Origin of the sequence: Bremerella cremea, assembly GCF_003335505.1 — a bacterium.
GTDB lineage: Bacteria > Planctomycetota > Planctomycetia > Pirellulales > Pirellulaceae > Bremerella > Bremerella cremea_A.
Genome location: NZ_QPEX01000045.1, coordinates 248738 through 270850 on the forward strand (window position 1 = coordinate 248738; position 22113 = coordinate 270850).

Here is a 22113-nt window from a genome sequence, read left to right on the forward strand (position 1 = left end):
CTAACTCACCGGTTACGAGATTTCCCCCTGATGGGCAGATATCAGGCTACGGATGGCGTGTTCGGTTAAATTACCGATCACGAAGCACCAAATTCCACCAAGTGCTGCACCGCTAATCATACAGACGGTCAGCACGGCCCAATTAAATTCTTGCGGCGGAAGGGAACGACCACTTACAATTCCCATCCCTCCGCCAATCACGGTTGCCTGAGCGGTACTGCAAACCTGCCAGACCGAGAGTCTAGTCCGCTCGGCCAGGTTTGGATTTTTCTTGCGGGGCATGACCACCGAACTCGCTTTGCCGGGCGGCAAGCCCTCAAACGGCTTACGGCTTTGCTCTTTCCGGTTGCGGTCCATCTGGCGTCCAACGTACGAGGCCAGTAAATGCACACCGACGACCAACAGCATTAAGACCGTCCAACATGCTGCCAAGGGCCCCAATAGCCTCAGGACACCAAACACGACTCCACAGACGGCAATCACTACGGCGATTGCCCACAACGAAAAGCGGGGCAGGGCGTCGGCTACATTCGGGCCTTGGTCAGTCATACAATTCCCTTCATGAATGAATCCCAGTATCAACGGTATCGTAGCGACCGTACGGCAACTCGCCAAACAAAAGCTTACCGATGGCCGTACGAATTAAAGAAGCATGCCACGCCTTGACGAAAAGGACGGGGAGCCGCAAAATTCGGCATAACGTCGCCATCAACTCCATAAGAGCGACGTAAAATAAAACAGCCCGCCATTAACGAGGTGTGGCAAACTTCTTGGAAAGACAGCGATGACGCTATTCTGGATCGGACTGGGGCTTTTTGCGGTCGTTTTGGTCGGCATGCTTATCTACGACCTAACTCAGAAACGCCATGCGATCCTGCGAAACTTCCCGGTTATCGGGCATTTCCGCTACTGGCTGGAAGCGATCGGCCCGGAACTGCGTCAATATATTGTTACCAGCGATAACGAGGAACGCCCGTTCAGCCGCGACCAACGACGCTGGGTCTATGCTTCGTCGAAGCGCGAGAACAACTACTTCGGTTTCGGCACCGACAACGATTTGGAAGCGACCGCGAATCACTTGATCGTGAAACATTCGGCTTTTCCAGTCGACTCGGCCCAGACAACCGATCCGCTGTACGATCCCGACTACCACCTGCCGTGCGCTAAAGTGATGGGCGGGTATCGCAATCGACGGCATGCATTTCGCCCAAACAGCCTGGTCAACATCTCCGGCATGAGCTTTGGCTCGCTCAGTGGCCCCGCCGTAGAGGCCCTTAATCGCGGTGCCGCGCTAGCTGGCTGTTTGCAAAACACGGGCGAAGGAGGTGTCAGCCCATATCACCTGGCCGGCGGAAATCTGATCATGCAAATTGGCACGGCATACTTCGGATGCCGCGATGCCAACGGACGCTTCGACCTAGAAAAGCTCAAAGATGTCTGCGCCGCTTCCCCAATCAAAGCCTTGGAAGTGAAGCTCAGCCAAGGTGCTAAGCCGGGCGTGGGAGGCTTGCTACCGGCCAGCAAGATCACACCAGAAATTGCCGCGATTCGTGGCATTCCCCTTGGTAAGGATTGTGCCAGCCCGGGCAAGCATCGCGAATTCAGCAGTGTCGACGGTATGCTCGATTTCGTCGAGCGGATCGCCGATGCCACCGGCTTGCCAGTCGGTATTAAATCGGCCGTAGGAGAAACCAAATTCTGGAAAGAGCTTGCCACACAAATGTCGCAAACCAACCGTGGTGTCGATTTCATCACGATCGACGGCGGAGAAGGGGGGACCGGCGCTGCTCCGTTGGTGTTTACCGATCACGTAGCATTACCCTTCAAGATTGGCTTCACGCGTGTCTATCACGAGTTCTATGAACTTGGTCTGCACGAGCATGTGGTCTTCAACGGTTCTGGTCGGCTCGGATTTCCTGAGAGCGCGCTCTTCGCCCTGGCATTGGGCTGCGACATGATTAGCATTGCCCGCGAGGCCATGCTTTCGATCGGTTGCATTCAAGCTCAGCGCTGCCATACCGGCCACTGCCCGGCTGGTGTCGCTACACAAAACGTCTGGCTGAAACGCGGGCTCGATCCAACCTCGAAAGGCGTGCGTGCGGCAAACTACATCGTGACACTTCGCAAAGACCTGACCTATTTGAGTCATGCGTGCGGGGTGTGGCATCCGGCATTGGTGAACCTCGATCACTTCGAACTGCTAAACGCCGGCAAACCCTCTCAACCCGCCACGGAAATTTTCGATCAGCGAGCTGACTGGGGGCTCCCCTCGCAACCGGATCAAGAAGCAATTCAAGCGATCATGCAAACGCCGCCCAAAGAACGAGCCGACTTGCTGCTGGCCAAAAGCTTTAAACAAAAAGAAGTCAACGACGACTACATCTCATTGAACTAATCGTTCACGATACTCGCGTTGGTGGCGTACCACACAAACGCCTAAGGCAGCGATTGCCTACAATAAGGTTGTTTCAAGATTTAGCAAAGCACGCCCAACACGCAGTAAGCCATGCCTCAAAACGATCCTAAGAAAATTTTCAATCAGGCCTGTGCTCTTGGCTACGATCGGCAATGGGCTGAAATGGCACCCTTTCGCGATGCAATTCACTTACTCATCCGAGGTATCTTTCTCGATTTACCGCAGGCTTCGCGAATCTTGTGTGTCGGTGCCGGAACGGGGGAAGAGACCCTTTACTTAGCCCAACAGTTTCCGGACTTTCAATTTGTTGCCGTTGAACCCTCTCCTCACATGCTGCAGATTTGCCGGACGAAAGCCGCAAAGCTCGGTGTGGTTGATCGGTGTGAGTTTCACGAAGACTACCTCAACACCTATTCAGCCACCCAACCGTTTGACGCCGCAACATCGTTGTTGGTATCGCAGTTCCTCTTGGATCGTGATGCCAGAATTGACTACTTCCGGCAGATCGCCCAACGCCTTCGTCCCGGTGGCCTCTTGGTGACCTCGGACTTGGCTTCCGACACCAACTCGGCAGAATACGAACGTCTGCTGCAAATCTGGATGCGCACGCTTCGATCTGGTGGAGTAGCCCGGGAAGCCACGGAGAAAATGCGCGACGCCTACCAAAAAGATGTGGGCGTACTTCCTCCGACGGAAGTCGCCCACATGATCTCTACGGCAGGATTTACATTGCCGACCTGCTTCTACCAGGCCGGCTTAATTCATGCTTGGCATGCCGTACGTAGCTAAAAGCGAAACAAGCTTTATGGCCGCTACTGTAGCTCTGTCCGCATTTGATCAAGCTTGGACCGTAGTTCTTTCAGCTTGTTAGCATGCTGCGGGTCTTCCGCAAGATTGGTCGTCTCATTCGGATCGTTTTTCAGATCGAACAATTGTTCCAGCTTGGGTTCGGTCTTCTCGTAAACAATGTACTTCCAATCCTGAGTACGAACGCCTTCACTTTGCGGAATGGTCGCATGGGGGAATAGGTGTTCGTACAGGAACTCCGTTCGCCAAGGCTCGGTTTGCTTTCCTTCCACCAAAGGTTTAAGACTGCGCCCCTGCATAACCGAGGGCACCTTGACGCCGCCGAAATCTAAAAGAGTTGGGGCAATATCGACGTTCAACACCATCTCGTTCAGGTGACGACCACGCAGCGACTGAGGAAGTCGCGGATCATAAATGATCAGCGGGATCCGAATCGATGGATCGTACATCAGCCACTTGCCGGCCAGGCCATGTTCCCCCAAAAAGAATCCATGGTCGGAGGTGTACAGAATCACGGTGTTTTCAGCCAGCTTCTTTTCCTGCAATTTGGCAACCATCGCTCCGACAAAATCGTCGACACCGGTCAAGAGCCGATAGTAATCTTTGACGTTCTTCTGCAGCATCTCGTCTCCATCGAAACGTCGCTGCCAACGAATTCGAGACTCACCTCCTTGCAGTTGCTGAGGTAGCTTGGCATAGGCCGCGTCGTTGGCTGTCTCGGCAGGGGTGATTCTATCTTCTGCGTAATAGTCAGCGTATTTGGGGGCGTGACGAAATTGCCAGCCAGGGCCATCTTGGCAATGTGCGGCCTTAAAGCTGACCTGCAAACAGAACGGCTGATCCGCCTTGCAAGTGTCGAGAAACTCGAGTGTTTGATTCTCCAGCCGCTGAGTCATGTGGGGGTGGCCCTCCTCGAAATACTCTCCTTGACCACCAAAACCTTTCCAGTAGTCGTACTGGTCGATCGGCAGCTTATTCCCCACGCCCCACTTTCCAATGAATGCCGTTCGATACCCGGCCGCACGAAGCAGGGCAGGGAACGATTGCTGATAGGCTTCCGGCGTGAGGACTGTGCGGAAGTCGACTACCCCATGCCGCCGAGCGTACTGCCCGGTCAAGAACGTCGCCCGGCTCGTCGCACAAATGGCCGTCGTGGCAAAAGCGTTGTCGAACGTTACCCCTTCCGCAGCCAGTTTGTCGATGTTAGGTGTTTTAATCACAGGGTTGCCCATGCACCCCAGTGCATCGAAACGCTGATCGTCGGTCAGCAGTAAAATCAAATTCGGACGCTCGGCAGCCGACAGTCGGTTCGTTGCCGAGAAAAGAAGTACCGCCAGAGAAAACACAAGTAACAGAGTTCGGTTTCGCATGATAGGCAATGAGCTTGAGGGGAAAGGGAAGCAGGGGAGGGTAATCGAGAGTTGAAAAGTTCTTCAATTCGGCTCGAATCAATTGAGCCTTGCAACTGCCGCTGCGATAATATGAATGCCTGCGTCCGCCAACCAGCACGAACCATCAGGCGTGCGTTTCCGCGGTTCGCCCCAATCATGCCGGTTGCGTCGACATCCATAACAGATTGCTTTCTCTCAGCTTTGTCGAGAACGGGTCTGAAATCAAGTTGGATTCCGTCACATCAAATCGACCTCCCCCCCACAAGCGGAAACTCGCTCGACCGCTTGTGCTGGTCGCTTGCGCGCTGACTGGCGGGGTGTTGGTTGATGCTTTGGTTGATTTACCACTAACAGGATGGCTTGTCGCGTTTGGGCTCCTGCTTGCCGGTTGGTTGCTGCTGTGGATTTCCCAGCGCGATGCGATGGGCAGCTTAACGTTGCTACTCGCGGTGGCCTCGCTGGGCGGTCTTTGGCATCACATCTACTGGAATCTCGACCGCTCGACCGACCTCAGCTTATCCCTCAACTCGCAGAAGCAGCCGATCGCGTTGCAAGGTAAGGTGACCGATTACCCACGTTTCTTACCGGCTCAAACCGACCGGTCTCCTTACGAATTCAAGCTGCCCAATCAGTGGAAAGTTCCCTTCCGCGTCACCAAGGTCCGCAGTGGCACAACCTGGGTGCCGGCCAGCGGCGAGACCGAGATTTATGTCTCGGGAGACGAACTATCGGTTGGGCCAGGAGAGTCCATTATCGTCTTTGCTCAAGCGATGCAGCCGGAAGCGGCCTTGAACCCTGGCGAGTTCGATTTCGCGAACTGGTCGCGCGGGCAAGGGCACCGCATTTTGCTGCGATGCAATTTTCCCGAATGTCTTCAGCCAACCGGCCAACCTCTTTCAAAATCGCTTGGGTCGCCGATTCTCGCCTGGCGGCAATTTATCGACAGTAAACTCACCGCAGCCGTTCCCCCCAAACTAGACGGCCTGGCTGAAACGATTTTCTTAGGACGACGCGAGCGCTTGGCAGACGCAACCGACGAGGCATTTCGCCAGACAGGTACCGTCCACTTGCTGGCTCTCTCTGGGCTTCATCTCGGCATCTTGGCATTTCTGGCCTACCAGCTGCTGCGTTGGATTCCTGCTCCTGTTTGGTTTCCAGGGCTGGCCCTGCTACTACTAACATGCGCCTATGTCCTGCTGGTCGACACCAGGCCGCCTATCGTGCGAGCTTCGATTTTGGTTAGCACCTTTTGCGTTGCCACCATCCTTTTCCGGCGGCATACCTTCTGGAACTCGCTGGCATTGGCCTGGATTGCGGTCATTGGTTGGAACCCGACAGAGATCTTTCAGGCGGGAACGCAATTGTCGTTTGTCGCGGTGGCCACCTTAGCCTGGTTAGCCAATCTACAGCATCGCTCTCGTCCGATTGATCCACTGAAAAAACTAATCGCGGAAACCAGGCCCTGGCCAGTCAAGCTACTCAAGGCAACCGGACGCACGATCGGGATGGCCCTATTGGCATCGCTGGCAGTTTGGTTGGTCACTTTACCCCTGGTGCTCATTCACTTCCATACAGCCTCCCCCTGGGCCATTATCCTTTCACCAATCTTGGGCGTGCTGATGTCGTTCGCCCTGTTCGGTCTGGTGTTTCTAGTGGGGACGAGCATCGCCGTTCCGGTGATCGCTCCCTTTTTCTCCCAGTTACTTACCTTGCCCCTGGTAGGACTCGAACAAATTGTCACGCTCACGCAACAACATGCCAAGCTCACGTTCTGGACTGCTGGGCCTTCTCAGGGGTGGGTTATTGGGTTCTATCTTCTGTTAACGGGATTGGGCTTCCTGATCGCCTGTCGGAGGTTTCCTCGCCGCTGGGGCGTCGCCCTGGTTGCCGTTTGGTTGGCCGTGGGCTTCGGGCAGGGAATTGTTCACTCGCAAAAATCCCAAGCCCGGCAAGAAGTGATCTGCACCTTTGTCAGTGTCGGCCACGGAACTTGTGCCTTGGTGGAATTGCCTGGTGGACAGAACCTTCTGTACGATTGCGGACGTCTCGGTTCGCCTCGTCGGGCTACGCAGTCTCTCTCGGCTGTACTGTGGAATAAAGGAATCTCACATCTTGAAGCAATCATTATTTCGCACGACGATGCCGACCACTTCAACGGACTCCCTGGCATCCTAGAGCGATTCTCGGTTGGCACGGTTTATTGCTCCGAGTTGATGCTAAAGACGCCTGGTCACTTGGCAGAAACGTTGTTGACCGAAATCCAGCAGCGTCAAATTCCCGTCCGTCCACTTTCCGCCGGCCAGCGTCTGAAAACCATGCCGGACGTTCAACTACTGGTCCTGCACCCAACCCGCAAAGGCGTGCTTGGTCGCGACAACGCTAACAGCCTGGTATTGCTAATCGAGTACCAGGGCCGACGCATTTTGCTTCCAGGAGATCTCGAATCGCCAGGCACCGAAGCGGTCGTTCTAGAGCAGCCAATCAACTGCGACGTGGTGATGGCTCCGCATCATGGCAGCCGAGGAAGCAACCCCGAGCAGTTCTACGCCTGGTGCCAACCTCAGTGGATCGTTGTCAGCAGTGGGTCACCAGCAATACAGAGCCTTCCCGCAGAGCAGGGGACTCGCCACTGGTTAAATACGGCAAGCTTGGGACAGATCGAGATTCGCCTGAGACCCTCTGGCCTCTCCCCAGTGGTACAATCTCTACATCCCAGCCCACCGAAACGGCAAGATTAGGAAACATGGGCGGTTTTATAGGCAAAGTAAGTGCCATTCTGTGCCGAACCAGGCTATTAGGCGTTGCAAAATCAGCTTTCACTGCTAAATTAACGGTCTTATCAAAAGATTGAGGATGAGTTTGATGCGTTGGTGGCCGCGGTCTTGGTAGTCGCGGGAGACCTCCTGATTTCACAAGTCCTTGTCGTTATTGTGGTTAAGAAGAAGTCACCCTACTTGCGGACGTAAGTAAAGTCGCCCATGTCGATTACCAAAGAGAAGAAAAACGAAGCCATCCAGGATTTCCAACGTGGTGGCGAGGACACGGGTTCCCCGGAAGTTCAGATTGCGATTTTGACCAGTCGCATCAACAGCCTGACGGAGCACATGAAAAAGCACAAAAAAGACTATGCGACTCGTCGCGGTCTTTTGGCGATGGTGAGCCGTCGCCGTCGCTTGTTGGACTATTTGAAGCGGCACGACCCGCAGCAGTACTTGGACATGCTGGCCCGACTCGGCATTCGTAAGTAGCTTTGTTGCTACAGCGGTCCAATTTACCGCGATTTGGCCATTGATAAGGGGCTCGCACGTGCAAACAGCAGCGAGCCTCGAATTTTAAGAGGCAAATGGAATGAGCCCAGAAGACGCGCGCCCAATGGTGGCACGACGCGTCTTTACCACGCTTTGCTGGTGGTGGAAAAACAATGGCCGGCAAGGCAACCTCACGGGGTACCGCTCTATCAATTTTTAATGCGGTGGACCTCAACTTATATTGAACCAAGCACTGGATGTTCCAAATGGCCGGGCCCCTCTCTCCTCCAGGCCCATACCTTCTTGGCGCAAGCCCACACGGAAAGTTTCTGGTGCGCTGTGTAGGACGGAAAAAGTGGAAGAAATTCGCGTAGAGAAGAAGATTGGCAATGAAACCTTATCCATCACCACTGGCTTTCTAGCCAAGCAAGCCCACGGGGCAGTGCTCGTACAATATGGCGAAACGGTCGTTCTGGTCGCCACCGTTTCTGGTCCCTCTCGACCGGGAACTGACTTCTTTCCCTTGACTTGCGATTATCGCGAGCGAACCGCTGCTGCCGGTAAGTTTCCAGGCGGTTTCATCAAGCGAGAAGGACGTCCAACTACCAAAGAAATCCTTTCGTCCCGTCTGATGGATCGCCCGATCCGTCCGATGTTCCCTAAGGGGTATCACGACGAAGTTCAGATTCAAGCCAACGTTGTGGCGAGCGATCGCCAGCACGACGGCGATGTTTTGGCAATGAACGGTGCTTCGGCCGCTTTGTGCATTTCGCACCTGCCATTCCAAGGTCCGCTGGCGGCCGTCCGCATGGGACGCATCGATGGCGAACTCGTTCCGTTCCCCACGTTCGACCAACTGGAACAGAGCGACCTCGACCTGATCATCTCAGGCAACAAAGAATCGGTCCTCATGATCGAAGGTTTCTCGCGGGAAATTCCCGAAGACGAGATGGCCGACGCGATCATGAAAGCCCACGAAGTTGTGAAAGCAGTCTGCGATCTTCAGCAGGAACTGATCGAAAAGATCGGCCCGCAGAAGATGGAATTCGAAGAACCGAACGACGGTGGCCTCTACCAACGGCTCACTGATTCCTACTACGCCGAACTCAAAGCTGCCAAGCAGACCACCGGCAAGCAAGATCGTGCCGACAAGGTTCGCGAACTGAAGGCCAAAGTCAAAGAAGAGCTGATTCCCGACCCGACTGCGGAAGACGCATTCGACGAAGGCGCCTTCGGCACTGCTTGGCACGACCTGGAAGAACGCGTCGTCCGCGACCTGATCCTCAGCGGTACCCGTACCGACGGTCGCGACACCAAGACCCTACGCCCGATTCTGTGCAAGGTAGACGTGCTGCCACGTGTTCACGGTTCCGCCGTGTTCCAACGTGGTGAAACCCAATCGCTCATCACGGTGACTTTGGGCACCCCGCGTGACGAACAACGGGTCGATGGCCTGATCGACGAATACTCGAAGAAGTTCATGTTGGACTACAACTTCCCCTCGTTCTCGGTGGGTGAATGCCGTCCAATTCGTGGCCCTGGTCGTCGTGAAATTGGTCACGGTGCGTTGGCCGAACGAAGTGTGAACCCTGTTCTGCCTAGCGCGGAAGATTTCCCGTACACCATTCGTGTGATCTCCGACATCTTGGAATCGAACGGTTCCAGCTCGATGGCTTCGGTCTGTGGTGCGACCCTCGGCTTGATGGCCGCTGGCGTGCCAATCACCAACCCAGTTGCCGGTATCTCGATCGGCTTGGTGAAGGAAGGGGACGACTTCGTCCTGCTGACCGACATCCTGGGTGAAGAAGATCACCATGGCGACATGGACTTCAAGGTCGCTGGTACCCAGAACGGGATCACCGGCATCCAGTTGGACCTGAAGATCAAGGGGATCAACGAAGAAATCATTCGTAAGACCCTCGTTCAGGCCCGCGAAGCCCGTATCGAAATCCTCCGCAAGATGCTGACCACGATCAGCCAGCCGAAAGACGACACTTCGGTCTGGGCTCCGCGTATGCTGCGTACCAAGATCAACCCTGAAAAGATCGGTCTGCTGATCGGTCCTGGCGGCAAGACGATTCGTGCCATCCAGGAAGAAACGGGTGCCACCATCGATGTCGACGATGACGGTTCGGTCATCGTTGCCAGCGGTAACCTCGAATGGGCCGAAGCTGCCATGGCTCGCGTCCAAGCGATCACCGGCGAAGTCGAAGTCGGCAAGATCTACGAAGGCCGTGTCACCAGTGTGAAGGACTTCGGTGCATTCGTCGAAATCCTGCCTGGTCGTGACGGCTTGTGCCACATCAGCGAACTCTCGACCGAATACGTTTCGGACGTCAACTCCGTCGTCAAAGTTGGCGACATCCTGGCCGTGAAGGTCTTGCTGGTCGACGAACATGACCGCGTCAAGCTGAGCCACAAAGCCACCCTCCCTGGCGGCGATGCCCCAGCCGGCGACGGTGACGACGAACTGGAAGCTGCCGGTTCGCGTGGTGGTGATCGAGGCGGTGACCGTGGTGGTCGCGGCGGCGATCGTCGTGGCGGCGGAGACCGCGGTGGCCGTGGTGGCGATCGAGGCGGACGCCCACGTCGCCCACGTCGCGAAGACTAACGCTTCGCGGACAATTCTGTGTTAAAACAAAATGGCCCCGGTCGACTTCGACTTGGGGCCATTTTCGCTTTTCGAACACCCCAACTCCAAGACAAGTCATCAAGTCCGAAGGAGAACTATGCTACTCCGACGCTTAATTGTGCTGTGGGTTGCCACCTTGCCTGGCTGCTTTAACTCTTCCGAAAAGATCTACAACGAGCAAGTGACCAAGATGGTCGAGGATGCCGGTGGATACACTTATCTGGCCGAAAAGGCCGAGGCAAGACCCGACGACATCCCTCCTTATGCCGTTATCTCCATCTTTCTACCACATGTGGATCTTTCTACTTTTGATCTCGGAGCCCTCTCTCCACTGGAGCACCTTCAAGACATCGGCCTTGAAGCGACCGAATTTCATGATCATCAGATTTCTTTTCTGCTGAACTGCCCAAGCCTGCGACTAATCGACTTGAAATGGACCGAGGTTACCGACAACGGAGTCAAACAGTTAACGGGGCTTCCCAATTTGGAAGCGCTTAACCTGATCGGATGCAATGTTACGGATCAATGCGTAGATGATTTGTTGGCGATGAAATCGCTCAAAGAGGTTAAATTATGGGATACGCATGTTACCGGCGAAGGTGCCAAACGACTACGTGACCACGGGCTTTCTCTCTTTTGGGAACGCCCTGTTTCCAACGAAGAAGTACGTCGAGTAATCGTAGCCCTGAACCGTCGCGATATGCTTGTATTATCGCTTTTCAAACCTCAGTCAGAGGATGGCCCCTCATTTCGGTTTCGCATTTCGGTCCTAGATGAGTCACGAATCGATCCCGGCGTAGCAAGCGATCTCCAAACGTTAGAGCAATTCGCCCCGCTTGCGATTGCAACCCCTCCCACTGAAATGCTTCTTCAATTAAAAGACTTAACTCGAATCGACGACTTATCCATTAGTTCCTACGCACACGAAAAACGGGATCCGGCCAAAGTCATCGAGTACCTTTCCCAGTGCCAGCCGCAATCCCTTCGTTTTCTGTCACTTAGCCTCGCCGAGCGACTTCCGCCGGAATTGCTGGCCCGCTGGATTCAAACCCCTGGGCTAGAGCGTCTTTATCTCGAACAGCAAGAGATTAACTCCCCGGTTTGGCAAGCCATTGTGGCAGCTCCCGCGCTGAAGAAGATTCAATTCCATGATTGCCAATTCCAACAGATCGAACAGTTTTCCCCGACCGAACGCCCTATCATGGTGGAAATTTTCGACGAGGAAACCGGATGGGACGAGGAATCTTCCTATTCCGCCACCGTTCGCCGTCTTCTCAACGCAGGTAAAGAGCCTCCTCAGGAAGAGACAAGCGACCAAGATCCCCCTAGCGAACTCTAGTTAGGGGCGCGATAGAATAAGTCTCCTCATTGAACTTCCGTGTGTTTTACCGCTTAACCACCGCGTATGTCCCAAGAAACTTCCAACTCCAGCCCAAGCGAAAAGTCGCGTGATCAGTACTTGATGGATCAGTACAACGAGATCGCCCGGCTTGCAGGTTCGCTTGCTCACGAGATCAAGACGCCACTCTCCGTCATTCGGATGAACATGGAACTGCTGGCCGAGGATATGCAAGATCCGCAGACGCCGCAGCAGCGTCGGGCTCAGCAAAAGGTGGCTACCGTTCAGGAGCAGTGCGAACGCCTGCAAGGGCTGCTGGACGACTTTTTGCGGTTTGCTCGGATTCGTGACTTAAACCTTCTGCCAGGCAACCTCAACGATCAGATCGAGCGGGTGCTCAACTTTGTCGAACCGCAAGCCAACCAGCAAGGGATCGACATCATTCGTTACCTCGATTCCGAACTCCCGAGCATCAATCTCGACGCCGAGCTCCTCTACTCGGCACTGTTGAATCTGGTGGTCAACGCCATCCAGGCCATGCCCGATGGGGGTTCGTTGATGGTGCAAACCCGCGAGTTCCGCAACGGCGTCCTGTTGCGTCTGGTCGATACCGGCTGCGGCATGAGCGATACGACTGCGTTGCGGATGTTCGACCCTTTCTATTCGACCAAAGAAGGGGGGTCTGGCCTCGGCTTACCGCTGGCTAAAAAGATCATCGAAGCGCACCACGCCACGATCGACGTGCAAAGCGAACTCGACCGAGGCACTCAATTCACCCTTGAATTCCCTTTACCCCCCCGCATCGGTCGCAAAAAACAGCAACCAACGATCGACGCTCCCTTGCTGCCGGACGGAGAATAGGAAGACTTTTTCCCTCGAGGGCAGAGAGAATACCAAGGGCAGGAAGACCTGTACAAACGTGTGTGTAACTGGCACCCAGGGTTAGTCTTTTTCTTGTTCTCACCCCCTCGAAGCAGGACGGTTCTAGAGCATTCGGGGCATCTTCGGTACGATGGTGGCATGACGCAAGAAGCCCAAACCCAGCCTCAATCCGAATCCCAAGACATCCAGCCGGATCAGTTCCGTGTGCTGGTGGTCGACAACGACAAAGCCCATGCCCTGACCATGGCGGAAAGCCTAGAGCGGATTGGTTTTGTCTGCACCGTTGCCACCAGCGGCCCGGAAGGGGCCGAGCAGATCCGCTCGCAGCCGTTTGAGATCGTCGTCACCGACCTGGTAATGAATGACATCGACGGGATGGAGATCTTGCGTCTGGCGAAAGAGCATCGCCCTAACTGCGAAGTGATTGTCGTCACTGGCCACGCCACCGTCTCGACCGCCGTGGCTGCCATGCAGCACGCGGCCCTCAACTTCCTTGAAAAGCCGCTCACCCCGGATAAACTCCGGGCTGCCGCGTTGAAGGCCGCCGAGACGATTCAGCTGAAACGGCAAAACTCGGAGTTGATGCGCCGTTTGGACGAAAAATTCGGCTTTGAAGGGCTGATCTATTCCAGCAGTAAGATGGGTCAGGTCGTCCAGCGTTTGCAGCGTATTGCCCCGACCGACGCCAGCGTGCTGATCCTGGGTGAGACCGGCACCGGGAAAGAAGTCGTCGCTCAAGCCATTCACCAAAACAGCCCTCGCAAAAAGAAACCATTCGTCCCGCTGAACTGCGCCGAGCTGAGCGAACATTTGCTCGAAAGCGAACTGTTCGGCCATGCCAAAGGGGCTTATACCGACGCCGCCAGCGAACGCATTGGCCGGCTGGAATATGCCAACGGCGGCACGCTCTTCCTTGATGAAATCGGCGACATGCCGATGTCGATTCAGGTAAAACTGCTACGGGTACTCGAATCGAGTGAAATTACCCGCGTAGGGGAAAACAAGCCGATCAAAATCAACGTGCGGCTGATTTCCGCCACCAATTGCAATCTGGAAGAGGCCATTTCGGCAGGCACCTTCCGTTCCGATCTTTACCATCGGCTGAGGATCGTGACCGTGCAGCTTCCGTCGCTAAGGGAACGCCCTGACGACATCCTGCCGCTGTTCGATCACTTCCTGAAGCAATTCGCCAAAAAGCACGACAAGAAGATTCGCGGCATCGATCGAACCGTCTACCAACGCTGCCTAGAGTACGATTGGCCAGGCAACGTGCGGCAATTGCGGAACTTTGCCGAGAGTATGGTCGTGCTCGACTTAGACGGAACGATCGGGCTCGACGATCTTCCGCCAGAGCTAATCCAAGACGGCGACGACCTCACCCCGCCAGACGAACCGAAGCCAACCGTTTCGGCCAACGGCGAACTGACCAGTATGGTCGGACAACCACTCAGCGAAGTCGAGAAGTGGTTGATTGTCGAGACACTCAAATCGACCGGACAAAATCGAGAAGAAGCGGCCAAGCTACTAGGGATCGGCGAACGAACCCTCTATCGCAAGATCAAAGAATACGGGCTTCGCGGCGACTAAAGGGTCGTTCCGAGGTTAACCGAAGGGAGTGGGCAGCGGATGCCGAAGATTCAACAGCTATCTCCGAGTGTCGTGAACAAGATCGCCGCTGGCGAGGTGATCGAACGCCCGGCCAGCGCCGTCAAAGAGCTGATGGAAAATTCGCTCGATGCCGGCGCGACGCGGGTTGACGTCACCATCGAACATGGCGGAACCGAACTGATCCGTATCGCGGATAACGGCTGCGGGATCGCTCCGGAAGATATGGCGCTGACCATCGCTTCGCACGCGACCAGCAAAATCAGTTCGGCGGAAGAACTGTTCCATGTTCATACGCTTGGCTTTCGCGGGGAAGCGTTGGCCTCGATCTCTGAGGTCAGCCAGTTCCTCCTCCGCAGTCGCCCCCACGATGCCGATTGCGGCAGCGAAATGTTGGTCCATGGCGGAAATGTTCAGGAATCGCAGCCATGTGGCTGCCCGCCTGGGACGATCATTGAGATCCGTAATCTGTTCTTCAACACACCAGTTCGCAAGAAGTTTCTGAAAACAACGCAAACCGAATTCGGCCACATCAGCGAAGCGTTCACCCGTATTGCGCTCGCTCATCCTGAAGTTCACTTCACGCTCAAACATGGCGCGCGGCTCGTCCACGATTTACCACCAAGTGCCGATCTGCGAGAACGGGTGCGGGTTTTCTTTGGTGCCGAGATCGCCGATCAATTAATCGACGTCGAGAGTAGCAACGACCAAGTCACGCTTCGTGGTTTTGTGGGAAATCCTCGCTTCAGCCGCAGCAACAACCGGATGCAGTACCTGTTTCTCAACGGTCGCTATATTAAAGATCGTGCCTTACAGCACGCTTTGGGAGAAGCCTATCGCGGCCTGCTGCTGCATGGACGTTATCCGATTGCCTTCTTGCGGATGCAAATGCCTCCGGAGATGGTCGACGTGAACGTTCATCCGACGAAGCTAGAAGTTCGCTTTCAAGACAGCGGACGAATCTATAGCCAACTACTAGGAACCTTGCGGCAAAAATTCCTTGCCTCCGATCTAACATCGACCTATCGTCCGGCGGAAGATGGCGACGCCCCTGCCAGCAGTGGTGATCCTCAATCGGCGGATGCTTTGCGTCAGGAACTAGTGGCTTGGGCGAAAGGAGCCGTGCCTGGCAGTTCGTCCGAAGCAGAGTCGCGGCAATCTCGCCAAACCGATTTTGACCTCGACTTTCGTTCCGATCAGCGGGCCCCATTGCAGTTGACTCCCATCAACCGTTCAGCCGTTGGAGCAGGCAGCTTGCCGTTGCCTCCGATCCCCAGCGGTTTGCCTCGGGGGACTTCGCAAGGTCAGCCGCTACCAGCGGACCAACAGCCTCCCTCCTGGGATGAAACCGACTCCGCCGAGGCGATCCCCTCAAATGGCTCAGCAACCGGTTCGCTCCACCGGGCCATTCAATTGCACAATCGTTACCTCATCACCGAAACCGACGAAGGGATGGCCGTCATCGACCAGCATGCCCTGCACGAGCGGATTCTTTACGAGGAACTGCGCGAAAAGGCTTTGGCGAGACGCCTGGAAGTGCAGCGGCTTTTGGTCCCAGAAACCTTAAATCTCTCGGCTCAAGAGTTTGCCGCCGTCGAGGCCGCGACCGAAACACTGGCACAAATCGGCATCGAAGTCGAGGCTTTCGGAGGAGATACGATCCTCATCCGCAGCTATCCAGCGATCTTGGGACGCCGCAAACCGGTGGAAATCGTCCGAGAAATCGTCGATCAGCTTTTGACCGAAGGAAAGAATTTAGAGAAAAGAGACCTGCTGGACGAACTACTGCACATGATGTCGTGCAAGGCCGCGATTAAGGCCGGAGACCGCCTTTCTCGCGAGGAAATCGATGCCTTGCTCGATTTGCGGCACCTTTGCCAAGATGCTCACCACTGTCCCCATGGCAGGCCCACCTCGCTTCTGTTTACCAAAGAGGAACTCGACCGGCGATTCCAACGGACGTAAGATAGTAGGTTTACTCTGGCTGAGGGGTATGCCCCACACACCGATCCACTCCATTATGTCCAACATCGCCAGATGACTTCGGGATAGATTCATGATCTGCGTCAGTATTGGCCGAGGCCGGCACAAACATGTCATTGCCGAGCATAAACATCTAGTCGAGCAAGGTGCGTTATTGTGCGAATTACGGCTCGACTATATCAACGGCTCCATTAAGCTCCGCCGCCTACTAGAAAATCGCCCAGGTCCGGTAGTGATCACCTACCGCCGCGAACGAGATGGTGGTCGCTATTCCGGCGACGAGCAAGCACGTCAGATGGTATTGCGTACCGCAATCGCCGAAGGGGCCGACTACGTCGATCTGGAAGAAGACATTGCCTCCTCAGTTCCACGCTACGGCAAGACAAAACGCATCATCAGCTACCACAACTTTCGCGAAACGCCTGCCGACCTGGAAAGTCTGCATCGGCGCATGCAGCAGCTTGATGCCGATATCGTCAAGATTGCCACGATGGCGAACTCACCGCAAGACAACGTGCGAATTCTCGAACTGGTCCGCAACAGCGAGGTTCCCACGATTGGTCTCTGCATGGGCGACATGGGGATGCCTTCTCGCATTTTAGGCGGGCGATTTGGTTGTCCTTTCACCTATGCAACGAGTTCGAATGAGCGAACCTTGGCCCCTGGGCAAATCGGTTTTCGCCAAATGGTCGATTTGTACCGCTACGAAGAAATCACCGACGAGACCGAATTGTACGGCGTCGTGGCCGATCCGGTGGGGCACAGCTTGAGTCCTCACCTACACAACGCGGCCTTTTCCGAACAAGGCATGAACCGGCGCTATCTGCCGTTTCGCGTACCTCGCGAGCACCTGGAAGTCTTCCTCAACGAAGTTTGTCCGCAACTAGGCGTACGCGGACTGAGCGTTACGATTCCGCACAAAGAAGTCGCAGCCAAATTTCTGAAGAACCCGGACGATGCGGTCAAGGGTGTGGGAGCAACCAACACAATAATCTTCGATGAAAACGGCCCATCCGGTTACAACACCGATTGTGCCTCGGCCATGGAAAGCCTCGACACCGCCTTGCCGCCGGAACTACATGGGGGCTCACTCAAAGGCAAAACGGTGCTGGTGTTAGGTACTGGCGGCGTTTCCCGTGGAATTGTCTGGTCTCTGAAGCAACGTGAGGCAAACGTCACCATCAGCGGCCGGACCCTGGAAAACGCCGAGCAGTTAGCCAACCACTTCCAATGCCGCTCGATCCGCTGGGACGATCGCGGTTCGGTAGTGCCAGATATTTTGATCAACGGAACACCCGTCGGCATGCACCCCAACGTCAACGAAACCCCCTTCGAGAAACGTTGGATCAAGCCGAGCATGGTCGTTTTCGATACCGTCTACAACCCCGAACAAACTTTGCTAATCAAAGAAGCCAAGGCCACCGGGGCTCGCGTAGTCACTGGGGTCGAGATGTTCGTTCGCCAGGCGGCTCTCCAATTCAAACATTTCACCGGTGTCGACACCTCGCGCGAGCTTATGCGTAGCACGCTCAAGCGAATCACCGGAGCGGTGCGAACCAGTTGAGCGGTCACCCCACGATGAAGCGGCACACAGCACGCAACTTAGCCCTGATCGGTTATCGCGGCACTGGCAAATCGCACGTGGCTCGTCTGCTAGCCGCTCGGCTCGAATGGCAAGCGATCGATGCCGACGACTGGGTTGAAACCCAAGCCGGCAAATCGATCGCTGAGATCTTCCAAGCTTCGGGCGAGGCTGGTTTTCGTGACTTGGAAACCGCAGCCGTGCGCGAGCTTACCACTGGCGAGCAACAAATCCTGGCCATGGGTGGGGGCGTTATCCTGCGGGAAGAAAATCGCCAGCTGTTAAATCAGCACTGCTTTACGGTCTGGCTGACCGCTTCCCCTGCGATTATCGCTAAGCGTCTGGGCCAAGACCCTTCCACCCAGGCCCGGCGGCCTAGCTTGACCGGCAAGTCGCCCCTGGAAGAGATCGAAGAGGTCTTGAACGCTCGCCTTCCACTCTATAAACAGTGTGCCAACGTAACGATCGATACCGAGGGGAAGTCGCCTGAGGCCGTCGCAGACGCCATTATGGCACAGCTTCCCTAGAACCCAGCGTAGAAAGAACCGTGACGTGGCTTGGTGGGATAACCTCGTAGCATTGTGGGTCGGGCTTCCGATGCCGTTTCGATTGATCTCACTGTTCATCGTGGGCGCAGTCGTCGGCGGACAGATCAATCGAGCCGTTTATCGCTGGACTTGGCACCCCAAGCAATACGATCCTTGGACGCCTCCCCACCCCGAAGCCCCCCAGCGTAATCTCTTCGACAAAGTACCGATCTTTGGCTGGCTAGGGTTATCGCGCGAAAGCAAGCTCCACGGCACGATTCACTGGATCCAACCATTACTGATCGAACTGGGCTGCGCGTTCTTCTTTGCCTGGTACTATCACTGGATCATCAGCGAGAAGCTGGTACCTCTCACAGTAAACGTCCCCCTAACAACAGGGCAGCTTCATTCGATTTACCTTCAGCATCTCGTGCTCATTGTCTTCATGACGATTGCCACGTTTGTCGATTTCGATTCGCGGACCATCCCTGACTACGTGACGGTGCCTGGTTTTCTGATCGGCTTGGTCCTGTGCTGGCTGCTTCCTTTTGTGGGGCTGCCCATTCCCAGTGGGCCGTTTTTCGGCTATGCCAATCCGGGCACTCAAATCCCTGCGATACCGCTGAATGCTGCCATTCTTTCGACCTGGCCAGAATCGTGGAACGAAGCAGGGGGCTTGGCTTTCGGCCTATTCCTGGCCGCTGGCTGGTGGTTTGCGTTGTGTCCGAAGCTCGTTTGGTGGCGCGGAGGCACTGTCAAGTTTTTGCGTTACCTGCTTGCCAGTTTCGTGAAATATTCCCTCAACTGGCAGTACTTAGGTTTGCTTGCCTTGCTGCTGACTTTCGTCAGCTTGGCTTGGGGATTAGGTGGACCAGAGATTTGGCAGGCCGTGTTTACCGGTCTGCTTGGCATGGCGTTCGCCGGCATGCTTATTTGGCTGGTCCGCATTTTTGCCAGCGTGGCGATGGGGCAAGAAGCGATGGGCTTTGGCGATGTGACGTTGATGTGCATGATTGGCGTATACATCGGCTGGCAACCGGTGATGGTGATCTTCTTTTTGGCACCGTTCATCGCTTGCGTTTTCGCCCTGGTTAATTATCTGTTGACCGGTGATGCCTACCTCGCCTATGGCCCGTACCTGTGCATTGCTACGTTGATCACGATGATCTTCTGGAGCCCACTGTGGGAAAACTATGGGCCTCTGATGGGGCTCGGCTGGATCTTGCCGGCGCTGTTCCTGGTCTTGCCGGTGCTGCTAGGGGCGATGCTGATGGCCTGGGTTTGGTTCAAGTTCCGTTTTATCTATCCAGACGAAGCGTAACCAGTAAAACCGCTACTACCCATTCGCAAATGGTGAGCTATCCTTCTCGCAGAGAGGAGCTCACCCCATGCTTTGGTTTGAAACGACCGACAATTTGACCGCTGCAACGAATCTAGTTCGCCAGCGGCGATATGGCATCATCCAGGTAACCGGCGGGAAATTCCACCGTTTGACATTTCGCCCCTGGCCGAAGCTTGTCTCGCGGTTCGAGATTGTCACTCTGGGCCGCTGGAAGCATGCCAAGCGGGGAGATGACTGCCGGTTGTTCTATAACTTCCCAGTCACTTCCCCAGGCTTTTTGACGCTGGCCTATATCGAATCGACGGCTCAAACAAGCTGGAAAACTTTGCGCCGCAGCGTGGAAGTGCTGGACTGGATTGCTCAAGTGCGGGGGGCAAATGCCAGTGTCTGTGAACTTTCCAACGAAAAAATCACCTCGCGATTGATGCAGCGTTTAGACTGGGAAACGCACTGCCAGCACCTGCCTGGGCGGCACTTCATCAAACGCTATTACGGCGAGTATCCCCAATATGCGTGGCTTCCGCAGGTCCCGGCCCGCTCGCACCATTTTCGCCACGGCCTGCCTCCGCTGAGCGAATCTCTGGAACAGCAACCAAGTTTCGAGCAACCGGTTGCCGGAATCGGCCTTGTCGATGAAAAGGTCGGTTGCTAATATCCGCCGTGAAATTTCCGTTTTGCCTCAAGTTTCCCCGGCCCTTTGTCGACACGGCCTGCCATGTTCCGTTTTTGCTCGCTGATGCTGATCTCGCTAGCAGTTGCTGGCTTGGGCTGCAATCAAAATGCCGCCTGGCGGCAGCAGCAAGCGCTGATGCAACAACAGACGCAGTCGCAAATCGCCGAATTCGAACGCCGAGCTTCTGGTCTGGATGCCTCGAACCAAGATCTGCATTCGCAGCTAGCCCAAGCCCAGCAGCAGCAAAAGATCTTGCAGGACGAACTGGTTTTGGTGCGTCGCCAACTGGGGGATACCACCAAGCAGCTGGCCCAATCGCAAGAGCTGGCCAAAGAGCGGGAACAAAAGGTGCAAACGTTGATGGCCTCGACCCAGTACCGGGGCGGAGCCGTCATTAAGCCCAACAACAGCCTTTCTGCCGACCTCAGCCAGATCCAAATCCCAGGGGTCAATGCGCGTCAAGATGGCGACGTCATTCGCCTGGAAATCTCGGCCGATGCCATCTTCCAGCCTGGTACCAACTCGCTGACTCCGAATTCAGAAGTGCTCCTTTCTCAGGTCAGCGGAATACTTAGCCGTGATTTTCCGACCAACAAAGTAGGGGTCGAGGGGCATACCGACAATCAACCAGCTCGGGCCCCGTTCACCTCGAACCACCAGCTTTCGGCCAGCATGGCCCAGACCGTCTTCGATCAGTTAAGTGGTCGCTACGGGATTGCTCCAGCACGGATGGTTGTCGTCGGGCATGGCTCGAACCACCCGGTCGTCTCCAACGCGACCCCAGCCGGCCAACAACGCAATCGCCGCGTCGATTTGGTCATCTACCCCGAATCGGCTGAATAAAAGCCTCTCTTCCGGTTCCCGCTTCTTCTCGATGAAGATAGCTCTCTCTTCACTGAAAATGGAACCCTGAAAACGTCAAACTATTCCACTAACCTGCCAGCAGCAGGACAAACCAATTACAATAGGTGCCCAGGCGAACTCGCGCCCCTTAGCCAGTGTCCCTAGTGGTGGGAATGAATCCACTGCTCGACGTTGTCCCTTTTGAAAGAATTCGTCCGCCGATGATCACGATCGTCGACTACCAGATGGGAAATCTGAGAAGTGTCCAGAAAGCGTTCGAGCGAACTGGACACGAAGCTCATATCACCAGCGCCCCCAAAGAAATCGCCGCCGCCACCAAACTGGTGCTGCCCGGCGTAGGGGCCTGTGGCGATGCCGTTGACGAACTTCGCCGTCGCGACCTGGTGAGCCCCATCAAGGATCAAATCGAATCTGGCACCCCTTTTCTCGGGATTTGCCTAGGTTTGCAAATGCTGTTCGATGTGAGCTACGAAGGAGGCGAGCACGAAGGGCTGGGCATATTGCCTGGCGAAGTCGTCAAGTTCGACCTGCCGCATGGCTATAAGGTTCCTCACATGGGCTGGAACCAAGCCAAGTTCCTCCATAAGCCCCCCATTTTCGATGGAATCGACGAAGGAACGTACTTCTACTTCGTTCACTCGTACTACGTGGTCCCCCAAGACAAAGATGTGGTGGCGATTGAAGCGGACTATGGCGGGCCTTTCTGTGCGGCGGTGTGGAAAGACAACCTGTACGCCACGCAGTTCCACCCCGAAAAGAGCCAAGATGCTGGGCTGGCCGTTCTGAAGAACTTCGCCGAGTTGGCGTAAGCATTGCATCCCC

17 protein-coding genes are annotated in these 22113 nt (G+C 55.4%); 15 read left to right on the forward strand and 2 right to left on the reverse strand.

All coding sequences use genetic code 11. From position 1 onward, the window contains the following. Nucleotides 1-12: 12 nt before the first annotated feature. Nucleotides 13-549: a hypothetical protein gene (locus tag DTL42_RS21830; protein ID WP_114372173.1), complete on the reverse strand. Its 537-nt coding sequence runs from the start codon at nt 547-549 to the stop codon at nt 13-15. A gap of 235 nt (nt 550-784) precedes the next feature. On the opposite strand from DTL42_RS21830, the gene DTL42_RS21835 reads away from it, so the two are divergent. Continuing rightward, on the forward strand, nt 785-2395 hold the full coding sequence (locus tag DTL42_RS21835) for an FMN-binding glutamate synthase family protein (RefSeq protein WP_114372175.1): 1611 nt from the start codon (nt 785-787) through the stop codon (nt 2393-2395). 111 nt (nt 2396-2506) lie between these two features. Next, nucleotides 2507-3205 carry a class I SAM-dependent methyltransferase gene (locus DTL42_RS21840; RefSeq protein ID WP_114372177.1) on the forward strand — a complete coding sequence of 233 codons (699 nt, stop codon included), beginning with the start codon at nt 2507-2509 and terminating at the stop codon, nt 3203-3205. A gap of 23 nt (nt 3206-3228) precedes the next feature. On the opposite strand, the gene DTL42_RS21845 is transcribed toward DTL42_RS21840, so the two are convergent. Beyond that, complete coding sequence (locus DTL42_RS21845) at nt 3229-4593, reverse strand: sulfatase family protein (protein WP_114372179.1); 1365 nt, start codon at nt 4591-4593, stop codon at nt 3229-3231. Between the two features lie 308 nt (nt 4594-4901). On the opposite strand from DTL42_RS21845, the gene DTL42_RS21850 reads away from it, so the two are divergent. From DTL42_RS21850 to hisH, 13 genes are all read left to right on the forward strand, one after another. Beyond that, nucleotides 4902-7352 (forward strand): ComEC/Rec2 family competence protein, encoded by a 2451-nt coding sequence (locus tag DTL42_RS21850; protein WP_147274400.1) that lies wholly within the window; start codon nt 4902-4904, stop codon nt 7350-7352. A gap of 240 nt (nt 7353-7592) precedes the next feature. Beyond that, nucleotides 7593-7862, forward strand: a complete 270-nt coding sequence (gene rpsO, locus DTL42_RS21855) for a 30S ribosomal protein S15 (protein WP_114372183.1) — start codon at nt 7593-7595, stop codon at nt 7860-7862. 355 nt (nt 7863-8217) lie between these two features. Next, complete coding sequence (locus tag DTL42_RS21860; RefSeq protein WP_114372185.1) at nt 8218-10473, forward strand: polyribonucleotide nucleotidyltransferase; 2256 nt, start codon at nt 8218-8220, stop codon at nt 10471-10473. Between the two features lie 118 nt (nt 10474-10591). Next, nucleotides 10592-11833 carry a hypothetical protein gene (locus DTL42_RS21865; protein WP_114372187.1) on the forward strand — a complete coding sequence of 414 codons (1242 nt, stop codon included), beginning with the start codon at nt 10592-10594 and terminating at the stop codon, nt 11831-11833. A gap of 66 nt (nt 11834-11899) precedes the next feature. Next, nucleotides 11900-12694 (forward strand): two-component system sensor histidine kinase NtrB, encoded by a 795-nt coding sequence (locus tag DTL42_RS21870; protein ID WP_114372190.1) that lies wholly within the window; start codon nt 11900-11902, stop codon nt 12692-12694. A gap of 159 nt (nt 12695-12853) precedes the next feature. Next, nucleotides 12854-14302 (forward strand): sigma-54-dependent transcriptional regulator, encoded by a 1449-nt coding sequence (locus DTL42_RS21875; RefSeq protein ID WP_114372192.1) that lies wholly within the window; start codon nt 12854-12856, stop codon nt 14300-14302. Between the two features lie 39 nt (nt 14303-14341). Beyond that, nucleotides 14342-16285 (forward strand): DNA mismatch repair endonuclease MutL, encoded by a 1944-nt coding sequence (gene mutL, locus DTL42_RS21880; protein ID WP_114372194.1) that lies wholly within the window; start codon nt 14342-14344, stop codon nt 16283-16285. A gap of 91 nt (nt 16286-16376) precedes the next feature. Further along, on the forward strand, nt 16377-17867 hold the full coding sequence (gene aroE / locus DTL42_RS21885; RefSeq protein ID WP_114372196.1) for a shikimate dehydrogenase: 1491 nt from the start codon (nt 16377-16379) through the stop codon (nt 17865-17867). Continuing rightward, nucleotides 17864-18412 (forward strand): shikimate kinase, encoded by a 549-nt coding sequence (locus DTL42_RS21890; protein WP_158545512.1) that lies wholly within the window; start codon nt 17864-17866, stop codon nt 18410-18412. The genes aroE and DTL42_RS21890 overlap by 4 nt, the downstream gene beginning before the upstream one ends. Nucleotides 18413-18437: 25 nt before the next feature. Then, nucleotides 18438-19733: a prepilin peptidase gene (locus DTL42_RS21895; protein ID WP_114372201.1), complete on the forward strand. Its 1296-nt coding sequence runs from the start codon at nt 18438-18440 to the stop codon at nt 19731-19733. Between the two features lie 67 nt (nt 19734-19800). Beyond that, the gene (locus tag DTL42_RS21900) at nt 19801-20406 is read left to right on the forward strand and encodes a hypothetical protein (RefSeq protein WP_114372203.1); all 606 of its coding nucleotides are present in this window, start codon (nt 19801-19803) and stop codon (nt 20404-20406) included. A 63-nt stretch (nt 20407-20469) separates the two neighbouring features. Then, nucleotides 20470-21270 (forward strand): OmpA/MotB family protein, encoded by an 801-nt coding sequence (locus tag DTL42_RS21905; protein WP_114372205.1) that lies wholly within the window; start codon nt 20470-20472, stop codon nt 21268-21270. A gap of 221 nt (nt 21271-21491) precedes the next feature. Continuing rightward, nucleotides 21492-22100, forward strand: coding sequence for an imidazole glycerol phosphate synthase subunit HisH (hisH, locus tag DTL42_RS21910; protein ID WP_114372912.1), 609 nt, complete (start codon nt 21492-21494; stop codon nt 22098-22100). The last annotated feature ends 13 nt before the right edge of the window (nt 22101-22113 follow it).